Genomic DNA, 11,944 nt, shown 5'->3' on the forward strand with positions numbered 1-11,944 from the left:
TTCTCCTCGTGTGACCTAGCCCAGCTGCAGCCGGAGGTCGGTGAACTTCGAGCGGATCGTGCCATCGATGACGTCGTCCGCGACCGCGACCCGGAGGCCGCCGATGATCTGGGGGTCGACGACCTGCTGCACCTGCAGGCGTCGTCCGTAGCGCTGCGTCAGGCTCGCCTCGAGCCTGCGCAGCTGCGTGTCCGGCAGGGGCACGGCGGTCGTGACCGTCGCGATCCCGGCGCCGGCGGCGTCGGCGACCGTCTCGGCGGCCTGCGCGAGCAGCGCGCCGATGCGGCGGCCGCGCGGCGAGCGCACGAGGTGGTCGAGGATCACGAGCGTCGCCTCCGAGGCCCGTCCGGCGAGCAGACGCTCGACCACGAGGGCCTTGTCGTCGGCCTCGCCGAGCAGACCACCGAGCGCGAGCTCGAGGTCCGCGTCGCCCGCGACGATCTCGCGGAACTGGTGGATCTCGCTCGCGACGTCGGCGTCGGCCGCCGTCGCCGCGAGGCGGATGCCCGCGTCCTCGAGGCCGGCGAGCAGGTCGGCGCCCGAGGACCAGCGCTGCGCGGCGGCGACGCCGAGCAGGCGACGTGCCTCGGCGCCGAGCGAGCCGAAGACGCGCGCGACGATCGCGTCGCGGTCGGCGCTCGTGCCGTTCGTGTCGACGAGCGCCGCGAGCAGCTGCGGCGTGCGCTCGATGGCGCGCGCCGCCTGCAGCACCTCGCGGGCGTCGGAGACGCCGGCGCCCGACGACGCCTGCACGGCGGTCGTCAGGGCGCCGAGCGCCTCACGGGTGGCGGACCTCACCGGCGACCAGCCTCCTCGGCCTCGAGGTCCGCGAGGAAGCGGTCCACGATGCCAGCGGCACGCTGCTCGTCGAGCGACTCGCCGACGACCTTCTCGGACAGGTCGAGCGCGAGCACGCCGACCTCCTGGCGCAGCGACTGCACGGCAGCCTGGCGCTCGGCCTCGATCTGCGCGCGGGCGGTGGCACCGACGCGGTCGGCCTCCTCCTGCGCTGCGACCTTCAGCTCCGCGAGGATCTGCGCACCCTCGGCGCGCGCCTTCTCGCGGATCTGCGACGCCTCGGCACGAGCCTCGGCGAGGATCGCGGCGTTCTCCTCGACGGAGGCCTTCGCCTTCGCCTCGGCGGCCTCGGCGCGCTCGAGCGCACCCTCGATGGCGTCGCGACGTGCGTCGAGCGCCTTGTTCAGCTTCGGGACGAGCCAGAAGAAGAACGCGAGGACGATCGCGAACACGACCAGCGACCAGACGATGTCGTAGATCGCCGGGATCAGCGGGTTCGAGGGGCTGGCCTCGCCGTGCTCATCCGCCGTGACGACGGGGAATGCGAGCTGCATCCCTACTCCTTTGCTGCTTGGAGACCGCTAGGCGGTCGGCGATCAGGCCGGGGCGGTGAACGGGATGAAGCCCGTGGCGATGGCGATGAACGCCAGTGCCTCGGTGAAGGCGATGCCGAGGAACATGAGGCCCGTCAGGCGGCCCTGGAGCTCGGGCTGGCGAGCGACCGACTCGATCGTCTTGCCGACGATGATGCCCACGCCGATGGCGGAGCCGATGGACGCGAGGCCGAATGCGATCGGGGCGAGGTAGCCGACGATGTTCATTGGTGCGGTTCCTTTCTGGAGGTTGCTGTACGACCGGGTTGGGGTCGGACGATCAGTGCTCGTCTGCCAGCGCGAGCTGGATGTAGACGGCCGTGAGGTAGGTGAAGACGTACGCCTGGAGGACGGCCACGAGGATCTCGAACAGCGTGAACGCGAGGCCGAAGGCCAGCGTGCCGACGCCGAGGAGCCCGAGGAAGTCGCCGTAGGCGAGCATCGAGAGGAAGAAGAAGTGCGTCGCCGCGAAGCACAGCACCAGCAGCAGGTGGCCGGCGACCATGTTCATGAGGAGTCGCAGGGCGAGCGTGACCGGACGCAGGATGAACGTCGAGAGGAACTCGATCGGCGTCACGATGAAGTAGATCGGCCACGGCACGCCCGACGGGAAGAGCGAGTTCTTCAGGAACGCGCCGGGGTGCTTCTTGAGGCCCGCGTAGATGAACAGCACGTACGCGACGAGCGCGAGCACGAGCGGCATGCCGATCACCGAGGTGCCTGCGATGTTCAGGAACGGGATGATGCCCGTGATGTTCATCGCGAGGATGCCGAAGAACATGGCCATGAGCACCGGCATGAACCGGCGGCCGTCCTTCTCGCCGAGCGTGTCGATGATCACGTTCTGGCGCACGAAGCCGAGCAGGAACTCGGCGCCGGCCTGGAAGCGCGTCGGCACGATGCGCATGTTGCGCACGGCGAGCCACAGGATCAGCATCATCACGGCGACCGCGAGGAAGCGGATGAGCATGATGCGGTTCAGGCCGAAGATCGGCTCCTCGGCGCCCGAAAGGCCCACGGCCGTCGGATCCGTGAGGAGGAAGACCTCAGGGAAGAACTCCGACAGGCTCGGCGGGTGGAACGGCTCGGGCTCGGGAGCGGCGGCGGAAATGGCCAGCAGGGGAAGCGCGCTCAGCGGGGTCTCCGTCGGTCACGGCGCGTCACGGCGCCATAGGTCGTCGTCGTACAGATCCTGGCCCCGGATCGGGTCCCGATCGCTCGCGCGCCACGAGGGCACGGAGGATGAGGGATCAACCTGGGGGATCACTCGAAGCCTAGCAGAAGCCAGGGCGTCAGCGGCGTGCTGGCCGCCCCTGGGTCTCCTCCTCGGCGGGCTCGTCGACCGTGGGCTGCCGCGAGCGGCCGATCACGAGCACGTCGACGACGAGGGAGCCGAGCACGGCGGCGAGCATCGTGCCGAACACGACGCCTCCCGCGAGCCACGGCTGGCCCTGCAGCCACATCATGAAGACGAGGAAGAGGACGAACTTCAGCATCATGCCGCCGAGCAGCACGCCGAAGAATCCGACGTGCAGCAGCTCGCCGCGCGAGACCTTGAAGCCCACGATGACCGAGACGGCCGTGAGCGAGAGGAAGGCGATCGCGATGGCGGTGCCGACGAGGGCGCTCACGACGCCCGTCCATCCGGCCACCGCGAATCCCACGATCCCGCCGATGACCGCGATGGCGAGGGCCAGCAGCCCGCCGTACGCGAGCACGCGGCGCATGACGTCCTGGATGGTCATCGTCGCTCCCCTGCCTCGACCTTGCTCTGCCTCCTGCTGCGCGCCCGGCGCTCCGCCGCTCGCAGCCTCGCGAGGCGCCTGGCGGAGTGCCAGACCCGACGGCTCACGGGCAATGCCGTGAGGACCGCGCAGACGAGGAAGCCGAGAGCGATGATACCGGCTGCGACCCACTCGTCGAGGAACAGGAAGAGCAGGCAGCCCACCGAGACGACGATCGTCCACGAGTAGAAGATGAGCACGGCGCCGAGGTGCGTGTGCCCCATGTCGAGCAGTCGGTGGTGCAGGTGCTTGCGGTCGGCGGCGAAGGGGCTCTGGCCGTTGAGCAGCCTGCGCAGCACCGCGAGCACGAAGTCGAGCAGCGGCAGCGCGAGGATCGCGAACGGCAGCAGCACGGGGATGAAGGCGGGGAGGATCTGCGAGCGGCCGCCGAGCACCGTGAGGTCGATCTGGCCCGTGACCGAGATCGCCGCCGTCGCGGTGAGCAGGCCCACCATGAGCGCGCCGGCGTCGCCCATGAACATCTTCGCCTTGTGCCAGTTGAGCGGCAGGAAGCCGACGCACGCGCCCACGACGACGGCCGTGATGACGCTCGCGGTCGAGAAGTACGCCTCAGCCTGGCCGAGCGAGCGGCTGATGATCCAGATGTACGCGAAGAACGCGGCGGAGCCGATGATCGTCGTGCCTGCGACGAGCGCGTCGAGGCCGTCGATGAAGTTGACGGCGTTCATGACGAGCACGATCGTCACGACGGTCAGCACGATCGACATCTGCGACGACCCCACCGCGATGCCGCCGAACGGGTTGGGCGTCGACGTGATGCGCACGACGAAGAACGCGATGACGCCGGCGGCGACGAGCTGCGCGCCGAGCTTGAGCATCCAGTCGAGGTCGAGCAGGTCGTCGAGCACGCCGACCGTGACGATGAAGCCCGTCGCGCACAGCAGCGCGACGATCTTGTGCGGCTCCGCGTAGGCGGCTTGGAACTGCGGGATGAACGCGCCCGCCGTGAGCGCGGCGACGACGCCAGCGAACATCGCGACGCCGCCGAGGCGCGGCGTGGGCTTGGCGTGCACGTCGCGCTCGCGCACGGGCGGATGGATGCCGCGGGCGAGCGCGAAGCGCAGCGTGCCGAGGCTCATGAGCCAGGTGACGACGGCGGCGAGCAGCGCGACCGCGACGAAGAGGGTCATGGCGCGAGCGCCTCGCCCACGACCTCGGCGATGCGCTCGCGCGACAGCACGCCCTGGCGCACGATGCGGATGCGCTCCCCCGTCGCGTCGACGATCGTCGACCCGTTCTGCGCCCGCTCGCCGTCGGCGTGGGGCTCGTAGCCCTCGCCCACCTCGCCGGCGTCGAGCACGACGGCGACGGACTCGGCGAGCGCCTCGGCGGGTGCGGCGGCGGACGTGGAGGCGGGCTCGCCGTGGCGGTTGGCGCTCGAGACGGCGAGCGGGCCCGTCTCGGCGAGCAGGCCGAGCGCGACGTCGTTCGCGGGCATGCGCAGCGCGACGGTGCCCTTCGTCTCGCCGAGGTCCCACGACAGGCTCGGCTGCGCGCGCACGATGATCGTGAGCGGCCCCGGCCAGAACGCGTCGGCGAGCGCGCGCACGTCGTCGGAGACGCGCTCGGCGAGCGCCGTGAGCGTGGCGACGTCTGGCACGAGCACCGGCGGGGGCGACTGGCGATCGCGGCCCTTCGCAGCGAGGAGACCCGCGACGGCCTCGGGGCTGAACGCGTCGGCCGCGATGCCGTAGACCGTGTCGGTCGGCATGATCACGAGGCCGCCGGTCTGCAGCGTCTGCCGCGCCGCGCGCACCCCGGCGAGGAGGCTCGTGGGCACGCTGCAGTCGAAGGTCTCGGGCACGCCTCCATCGTACGGTCGCGTGGCCGCGCCGGGCGTCAGGCGGCCCGCGGCGGCCGCGACCTCAGCGGCGCGCGGTCGTGATGCGGTCGCGCCCCGTGAGGTCGGCATGCGTCGCGGCGTCGTGCCAGCCCGCGGCGGTCAGCACCGCGCGCACGCCCTCCCCCTGCTCCTCGCCGTGCTCGAGCGCGATGCCGCCGCCTGCGCGCACCATCCGCAGGCCCACGTCGGCGAGGGCGCGCACGACGTCGAGGCCGTCGTCGCCCGAGTACAGCGCGAGCGCCGGGTCGTGCAGCCGCACCTCGGGGTCGCGCGGCACGGCGGCGACGGGCACGTACGGCGGGTTCGACACGAGCACGTCGACGGCGCCTGCGACGTCGGGCAGCAGCGCGTCGAGCGCCGCGACGTCGCCCTGCACCACGTGGATGCCGGGCGCGAGCGCGTCGACGTTGCAGCGCGTCCAGGCGATCGCGTCGCCCGAGAGCTCGACGGCGTGCACGCGCGTCGCCGGCCGCTCGGTCGCGATCGCGATGGCGACGGCGCCCGAGCCCGCGCACGCGTCGACGACGACCGGCGCCGGGCCCGCCGCATCCACCATCGCCAGCGCGTGGTCGACGAGCACCTCGGTCTCGGGCCGCGGCGTGAAGACGCCGGGGCCGACCGCGAGCGTCACGTGGCGGAAGTGCGCCTCGCCCGTGAGGTGCTGCAGCGGCTCGCGCTCGCCGCGACGGGCCACGAGCCCACCGAGCCTGCGGGCGTCCTCGGGGCCGACCTCGGCGCCGCGCAGCATGCGCATCCGCAGGTCGCCGAGCGACGTCTCGAGCACGTGCGCGGCGAGGATCTCGGCGTCGGGACCGACGACCCCGACCCTCGCGAGGGCGTCGCGTGCGGCGGTCACGGTCGCGCGGAGGTCGGGCACCTCGGCACCGTACCCTGAAGGCATCCCCATCCGTGCACGCGGTCAGGGTCGAACGGCTAGCATCATCACGACTGCTTCTCCCCCGTGAAAGGCTTACCTATGGCTCGCATCTACGACGACGTGACGGCCACGATCGGCGGCACGCCGCTCGTCCGACTGCAGCGCGTCGACGACACCCACGCGACGATCCTCGCGAAGCTCGAGTACTTCAACCCGGGCGCCAGCGTGAAGGACCGCATCGGCAAGGCGATCATCGAGGCCGCCGAGGCCTCGGGCGAGCTGAAGCCGGGCGGCACGATCGTCGAGGGCACGAGCGGCAACACCGGCATCGCGCTCGCGCTCGTCGGTGCCGCGAAGGGCTACCGCGTCATCCTGTCGATGCCCGAGACCATGTCGGTCGAGCGTCGCGCCGTGCTCAAGGCGCTCGGCGCCGAGCTCGTGCTCACGCCCGGCTCCGAGGGCATGCGCGGCGCCGTCGAGCGCGCCGCCCAGATCGTCGAGGAGACGCCCGGCGCGATCCTCGCCCGTCAGTTCGACAACCCCGCGAACCCCAAGGTGCACCGCGAGACGACGGCCGAGGAGATCTGGGCCGACACCGACGGCGCCGTCGACATCTTCGTCGCGGGCATCGGCACGGGCGGCACCGTCACGGGCGCGGGCGCTCGCCTCAAGGAGCTGAAGCCCGAGGTGCAGGTCATCGCCGTCGAGCCGATCGACTCGCCGCTGCTCACGCAGGGCACCGCGGGCCCGCACAAGATCCAGGGCATCGGCGCGAACTTCGTGCCGTCGATCCTCGACCGCGAGGTCTACGACGAGGTCGTCGACGTCGCGCTCGACGACGCCGTGCGCGTGGCGCGCGAGCTGTCGGCCGAGGAGGGCATCTTCTCGGGCATCTCGTCGGGCGCCATCGTCTGGGCCGCCCTCGAGGTCGCACGTCGCCCCGAGAACGCTGGCAAGACCATCGTCGCCATCATCTGCGACACCGGCGAGCGCTACCTGTCGAACCCGATCTACGCCGACCTGGCCTGATCGAGGTGCTGGGGATCCGCGAGGACATCCGGAACGCGCAGCTGCGCGATCCGGCGGCTCGCGGCGCCCTGGAGGTGTGGCTCACCTACTCGACGCTGCACGCCGTGTGGGGCCACCGCTGGCACCACTGGCTCTGGCGGCGCGGGCTGCGATTCGCAGCCCGCGCCGGCAGCCAGTGGATGCGGTTCATGACCGGCGTCGAGATCCACCCGGGCGCGACGATCGGTCGGCGCCTGCTCATCGACCACGGCATGGGCGTCGTGATCGGCGAGACCGCGGTCGTCGGCGACGACTGCCTCATCTACCACCAGGTGACGCTCGGCGGCACGAGCTCCGGTGCCGGCCGCAGGCACCCCGTGCTCGGCGACCGCATCACCGTGGGAGCCGGTGCGAAGATCCTCGGCCCCATCGTGCTCGGCGACGACGTGAAGGTCGGCGCGAACGCCGTCGTCGTGCGCGACGCCCCCGCAGGCGTGACGCTCGTGGGCGTGCCCGCCTCGGTCGCCCGCTCGGGCTCGATCGAGTACCAGATCTAGGCGGTCAGCCCGTCGTCAGCGTCCACGCATCGGACGCGCCGGATGGTCGGCGACGATGGCGGGATGCGGATCTCCCACGTGCCGAGGGCCTATTGGGCGGCGCTCGTCGTCTCGGCGCTCGGGTTCGTCGTGTCGATGTCGTCGACCACGATGGGGTCGCCGGCGGCGGCCGGCACCGTCACGGCGTGCTCCTTCCTCGACCTCGGACCGCTCGTCGCGGCCGCCGGGTCGGTCGCCCTCACGCTCGTCGCCCTCGGCGAGCGCCGTCGGCAGCACGTCGACGCCCGTGCATCCGTGCCGTGGGTCCTCACGGGCGTCGCGGTCGTCGCCGCGCTGGCGGTCGTCCACGTGCTGCGCGGCCTCGGCGTGCTCGGCGGACCGTGCTGACCGACCGGCTCAGCCGGTGACGACGACGCGCGCGTGCTCGTCGGGATGCGGCGGCTCGACCGACGCGACGTACGCCTCGAGCGCATCGCGATCGAGCGTGAACGCGTTGGGGCCGTCGCGGCCCGCCCGCTGCTGGATGCGCGCCCACAGCACGTCGGTCGGCGCCGTGAGCACGACGAGGTCGACGCTCCCGCCCGCCGCCTCCGCCGCCGCGCGCCACGCGTCGCGGAAGTCCCGCGTCGTGAGCGACAGGTCGACGACGACGGAGCGGCCAGCCTCGACGGCATCCGTCATGCGCTGCTTCAGCTCGGCCTCGAGGCGCTCGATGACCTCGACCGGAGGGAAGGCCCCGCGGTAGCCGGCGGCCCACTGCGCCTCGTCCATCGACAGGCGCAGCGCGCCCGCTGCCTCGAGCGCCTGCGCCATCGTGGTCTTGCCGGTCGCGGTCGGACCGCTGAGCAGCGTGACGAGGGGCATGCGCCGAGCCTATGCGGCGGCGTGCGCGCTGCGGGATGCTGGGGGCATGCGGGTGGTGCTCGACCTCGTCCTCGACTGCGACGTCGAGCGCGCGTGGGCGCTGCTGCACTCCCCCGCCGCGATGCGGTTCGCGATGGCGCCCGTGCTGGCGCCGACGCCCGTCGACGGCGCGTGGCCCTCGACGTGGCCTGCGGCGACGGCGGTCGCGCTCGACACGCGGATGCTCGGGGTGCCGTCGGGCCGCATGACGGTGGAGCTGCACGACGAGGTGCGCGGCGACGTGCGCATCGTGCACGACCGCGGCGGCCCGCAGTCGGGGCCGCTCGACGCGCTGTCGTCGTGGCGGCATCGCATGGCCGTGTCGCCGCTGCCCGACGGCCGGTGTCGCTTCCGCGATCGGCTCGATGTGAGCGGCGCCGCCGCCCCGGCGATGTGGCCGACGCTGTGGGCGCTGTGGCAGTGGCGCGGGCACCGGCTGCAGGTGCTGGCGCGACGGGAGGGCTGAGCGGAGCGCATGCGGGCGCCCGTGCGCCAGCTGGTCGAGGAGCGCGCGAGCGCTGGGCGAGCACGCGTCACGAGACCACGCGACCGCCGCTCCTGCCCGATCATGCGCGTGGCCGCGTCGAGCGGGCACGTCGCGAGGTCTCGTGACGGCTGCAGCCTTCGGCTGCGGCCTCCTCGACCAGCGGCTGGAGCGTGGCGGGGCCGGACGACGCTGCTCAGAACGCCGGCCAGGGCACCGCGGGCAGCCCGGCGACCGGCGCGGGGAAGGCACCCCGCGCGAGCAGCGCCTCGCAGCGGACGGCGAGCGCGTCCACCTCGCTGGGCTCGAGGAGCGCGCCGAGCACCTCGCCCAGCTCGCCGTCGAGCCCGGCCAGCACGCGCCGCATCCCCGCGACCTCCTCGTCGACGAACGGCTCGTCGATCCATCCCCACAGCACCGTGCGCAGCTTGTGGTCGACGTGCATCGTGAGGCCGTGGTCGATGCCGTGCCGGTGGCCGCCGGCGACCTCGAGCACGTGCCCGCCCTTGCGGTCGGCGTTGTTCGTGACGAGGTCGAGCACGGCGATGCGCCGCAGCGGCGCCGAGTCCTCGTGCACGAGCGCGATCGGCTCGTCGTCGGCGCCGACCCCCTCGAGCACGTGCAGCATCCCGTCGGGCACGTCGCCGGCCGGCACGAGCGCGACGGCCTCCTGGTCGGCGTCCGCCTCGACCCACCGCTGCAGCATGCCGACGCCGTACGGGCCGTCGACGAGGCGCGTCTCGGGCACGACGTCCCACCCCGTGGCGTGCGAGACGGCGTAGGCCGCGACCTCGCGCGCTGCGAGCGTGCCGTCGGGGAAGTCGTGCAGCGGACGCTCGCCCAGCACGGGCTTGTAGACGACCGCGGCGCCGTCGAGCTCGCCGACGAGCACGGCGTTCGACGCCGACACGACGCGGCCCGTGAGCACGAGCCGGTCGCCGAGCGCCTCGGGCTCGGCGATCACGTCAGGTCGTCGGGCACGCCGCACGCGTGGCTGCCGTCGGCATCCATCGGCTCGCCGCACAGCGTGCAGATCGGCCGGCCCGCCGAGACGACCTCGCGGGTGCGCAAGGCGAACGCGCGCGCCGAGCCGACCGGGATGCGCACCACCAGGCGCTCGTCGGGCTCCGCGACGTCGAGCGCATCCTCGTCGTCGTCCTCGTCCTCGACGACCAGCGGCAGCGCCTCGATGACGATCTGCGCCGTCGAGGGATCCCAGCCGAGCGCCATGCGGCCGACGCGGAAGCGCTCGAGCACGGGCGCGTCGAGGGGCTCGTCGTCGCGCAGCTCGTCGGCGGTGCCCTCGGGCACGTGGAACGGGTTGCCGTCCTGCGTGCGCAGCTCGTCGAGGATGCGGTCGATGCCGAGCGCGAGCTGGGCGGTCTGCTGCTTCTCGAGCGCGACGCTCACGACGTCGCGGCCGTCGCGCACCTGCAGGTAGAACGTGCGGTCGCCGGGCTCGCCGACGGTGCCCACGACGAATCGGTCGGGCCAGTCGAAGCCGTGCACCACCGGGGTCATGCCTCCATGCTACGAGCGCGGGCCGGCGCCGCCGCCGACCACGGCATCGTCGCTCGCCGCACTCGCCGCATCCTCGACGCGCGGCCGCAGCCACGACAGGTCGCCGGCGTGCGTGTTCGACCCCAGCACCTGCGGCCTGCCCGTGCCGTACCGCACGATCGAGACGGAGGCGGGGTCGACGTGCAGCCGCTGGAAGTGGTCGAGGTGCATGCCGAGCGCGTCGGCGAGGATCGCCTTCAGCACGTCGCCGTGGCTCACCGCCACCCAGACGGCGTCGGGTCCGTGGTCGGCGAGCACCTCGGCATCGATGCGCCGCACGGCCTCGACGCCCCGCGCATGCATGGCGAGCATCGACTCCCCGGCGGGGAACGTCGCCGCCGACGGCGTCGACTGCACGACCTTCCACAGGTCCTCGCGGGCGAGCTCGGCGAGCGGGCGGCCCTGCCAGTCGCCGTAGTCGCACTCGCTCAGGCCGGGCTCGATCGCCAGGGCCGGTGCGACCTCCTGCGCGGCGAGGATCGCATCCGCCGTCTCGCGGCACCGCTCGAGCGGGCTCGACACGACGCGCGCGATAGGCGCGGCGGCGATGCGCTCGCCGGTGGCGGCCACCTGCCGGCGGCCGACCTCGTCGAGATGCACCCCCGGCATGCGACCGGCGAGCACGCCCGACGCGTTGGCGGTGGTGCGTCCGTGGCGGACGAGCAGCACGGTGGGCATGCGTCGAGCCTAGGCGGCGTGCGGCGCGTCAGGCGGGCGCGCGGCCGCCGAGCGACGCCGTGACGCCCTCGGCCGCGTCGACGACGGCGTCGACCATCGACGCGCACACCTCGAGCGGCATGCGCAGCGTCGGCCCCATGACCGTGAGCGCGCCGACGACCTGCGCGTGCGCGTCGAAGACGGGCGCCGAGACGCCCGACGCCGCCTCGACGCGCTCGCCGATCGTGATGGCGTAGCCCTGCGCGCGCGTCTCGGCGGCGACGGCGCGCAGCGCATCCGCCTCCGTGATCGTCGCGTCGGTGAGCGCAGGCAGCGGTCCGGCGGCGACGGCGTCGAGCAGCGCGGCGTCCCACGCGAGCAGCACGCGGCCCGCGCTGCCCACGTGCAGCGGCTGGATGCGGCCGACGTACATCTCGCGCTTGAGGCCGTGGCGCGTCTCGGCGACGCCGATGCACACGCGCGAGCCCTGCTCGGCGCGGAAGCAGCACGCCGTCTCTCCCGTCGCGTCGCGCAGTGCCTCGAGCTGCGGCGCGAGCAGGTCGACGAGGTCGCGCGCCCGCGTCGCCGGCCCCGCCCAGTACGCCATGCGCGCGCCGATGCGGAAGGCGTCGCCCTGCCGGTCGAGGAAGCCGTGCTCGACGAGGTTCAGCAGGAGCCGGTGGGCCGTCGACGACGGCAGCCCGGTCGCCTGGCGGATCTCCGCCGCGGTGCGCACGGGCGCCGCGAGCGTGAACGCGTCGAGGATGCTGCGGATCTTGCCCAGCACGAGGAGCGGCTGCTCTGCCATGGGGCCGATCGTACGCGGCGACACGCCGCCGGGCTATCCATCTGGTGGGAT

General features: G+C 73.0%; 17 protein-coding genes. 4 read left to right on the forward strand and 13 right to left on the reverse strand.

Annotated elements, in window-relative coordinates; all coding sequences use genetic code 11:
* Positions 1-15: 15 nt before the first annotated feature.
* The 8 genes from BLQ67_RS02660 to prmC form a co-directional block, all read right to left on the reverse strand.
* The gene (locus BLQ67_RS02660) at positions 16-798 is read right to left on the reverse strand and encodes a F0F1 ATP synthase subunit delta (protein WP_092502200.1); all 783 of its coding nucleotides are present in this window, start codon (positions 796-798) and stop codon (positions 16-18) included.
* A complete protein-coding gene (locus BLQ67_RS02665) occupies positions 795-1,352 on the reverse strand; it encodes a F0F1 ATP synthase subunit B (RefSeq protein WP_092502202.1) in 558 nt (185 codons plus the stop codon). The genes BLQ67_RS02660 and BLQ67_RS02665 overlap by 4 nt, the downstream gene beginning before the upstream one ends.
* A 42-nt stretch (positions 1,353-1,394) precedes the next feature.
* Positions 1,395-1,619 (reverse strand): ATP synthase F0 subunit C, encoded by a 225-nt coding sequence (gene atpE, locus BLQ67_RS02670; RefSeq protein WP_092502204.1) that lies wholly within the window; start codon positions 1,617-1,619, stop codon positions 1,395-1,397.
* 52 nt (positions 1,620-1,671) lie between these two features.
* On the reverse strand, positions 1,672-2,526 hold the full coding sequence (gene atpB, locus BLQ67_RS02675) for a F0F1 ATP synthase subunit A (protein ID WP_092502206.1): 855 nt from the start codon (positions 2,524-2,526) through the stop codon (positions 1,672-1,674).
* A 157-nt stretch (positions 2,527-2,683) separates the two neighbouring features.
* Positions 2,684-3,136 (reverse strand): hypothetical protein, encoded by a 453-nt coding sequence (locus BLQ67_RS02680; protein WP_092502208.1) that lies wholly within the window; start codon positions 3,134-3,136, stop codon positions 2,684-2,686.
* Positions 3,133-4,326 (reverse strand): MraY family glycosyltransferase, encoded by a 1,194-nt coding sequence (locus BLQ67_RS02685; protein WP_092502210.1) that lies wholly within the window; start codon positions 4,324-4,326, stop codon positions 3,133-3,135. Before BLQ67_RS02685 ends, BLQ67_RS02680 begins: the two co-directional genes overlap by 4 nt.
* Entirely contained in the window at positions 4,323-5,000 is a 678-nt protein-coding gene (locus BLQ67_RS02690; protein ID WP_092502212.1) for an L-threonylcarbamoyladenylate synthase, read from the reverse strand. Before BLQ67_RS02690 ends, BLQ67_RS02685 begins: the two co-directional genes overlap by 4 nt.
* A 61-nt stretch (positions 5,001-5,061) precedes the next feature.
* Positions 5,062-5,940 (reverse strand): peptide chain release factor N(5)-glutamine methyltransferase, encoded by an 879-nt coding sequence (gene prmC, locus BLQ67_RS02695; protein WP_092506739.1) that lies wholly within the window; start codon positions 5,938-5,940, stop codon positions 5,062-5,064.
* A 75-nt stretch (positions 5,941-6,015) separates the two neighbouring features.
* Between prmC and cysK the strand changes: the two genes are divergently transcribed.
* The 3 genes from cysK (at position 6,016) to BLQ67_RS02710 (ending at position 7,868) form a co-directional block, all read left to right on the forward strand.
* Positions 6,016-6,945 carry a cysteine synthase A gene (gene cysK / locus BLQ67_RS02700; RefSeq protein WP_092502214.1) on the forward strand — a complete coding sequence of 310 codons (930 nt, stop codon included), beginning with the start codon at positions 6,016-6,018 and terminating at the stop codon, positions 6,943-6,945.
* Positions 6,946-6,950: 5 nt separating this feature from the next.
* Positions 6,951-7,481: a serine O-acetyltransferase gene (gene cysE, locus BLQ67_RS02705; protein ID WP_407922480.1), complete on the forward strand. Its 531-nt coding sequence runs from the start codon at positions 6,951-6,953 to the stop codon at positions 7,479-7,481.
* 63 nt (positions 7,482-7,544) lie between these two features.
* On the forward strand, positions 7,545-7,868 hold the full coding sequence (locus BLQ67_RS02710) for a hypothetical protein (protein ID WP_092502216.1): 324 nt from the start codon (positions 7,545-7,547) through the stop codon (positions 7,866-7,868).
* Between the two features lie 9 nt (positions 7,869-7,877).
* On the opposite strand, the gene BLQ67_RS02715 is transcribed toward BLQ67_RS02710, so the two are convergent.
* Entirely contained in the window at positions 7,878-8,345 is a 468-nt protein-coding gene (locus BLQ67_RS02715) for an AAA family ATPase (protein ID WP_092502218.1), read from the reverse strand.
* Positions 8,346-8,391: 46 nt separating this feature from the next.
* On the opposite strand from BLQ67_RS02715, the gene BLQ67_RS02720 reads away from it, so the two are divergent.
* On the forward strand, positions 8,392-8,850 hold the full coding sequence (locus BLQ67_RS02720; RefSeq protein ID WP_092502220.1) for an SRPBCC family protein: 459 nt from the start codon (positions 8,392-8,394) through the stop codon (positions 8,848-8,850).
* A gap of 214 nt (positions 8,851-9,064) precedes the next feature.
* Here BLQ67_RS02720 and BLQ67_RS02725 read toward each other — a convergent pair whose 3' ends face one another.
* Genes BLQ67_RS02725 through BLQ67_RS02740 form a run of 4 tightly spaced genes read right to left on the reverse strand, consistent with a single transcriptional unit; the run spans position 9,065 to position 11,893 of the window.
* Positions 9,065-9,829: an SCO1664 family protein gene (locus tag BLQ67_RS02725; protein WP_092506741.1), complete on the reverse strand. Its 765-nt coding sequence runs from the start codon at positions 9,827-9,829 to the stop codon at positions 9,065-9,067.
* A complete protein-coding gene (locus BLQ67_RS02730) occupies positions 9,829-10,389 on the reverse strand; it encodes a DUF3090 domain-containing protein (RefSeq protein ID WP_092502222.1) in 561 nt (186 codons plus the stop codon). The genes BLQ67_RS02725 and BLQ67_RS02730 overlap by 1 nt, the downstream gene beginning before the upstream one ends.
* Before the next feature lie 9 nt (positions 10,390-10,398).
* Positions 10,399-11,106 (reverse strand): MSMEG_4193 family putative phosphomutase, encoded by a 708-nt coding sequence (locus tag BLQ67_RS02735; RefSeq protein WP_092502224.1) that lies wholly within the window; start codon positions 11,104-11,106, stop codon positions 10,399-10,401.
* 28 nt (positions 11,107-11,134) lie between these two features.
* Positions 11,135-11,893, reverse strand: coding sequence for an IclR family transcriptional regulator (locus BLQ67_RS02740; RefSeq protein WP_092502226.1), 759 nt, complete (start codon positions 11,891-11,893; stop codon positions 11,135-11,137).
* Positions 11,894-11,944: the final 51 nt, after the last annotated feature.

The organism is Agrococcus jejuensis, assembly GCF_900099705.1.
GTDB classification, from domain to species: domain Bacteria; phylum Actinomycetota; class Actinomycetes; order Actinomycetales; family Microbacteriaceae; genus Agrococcus; species Agrococcus jejuensis.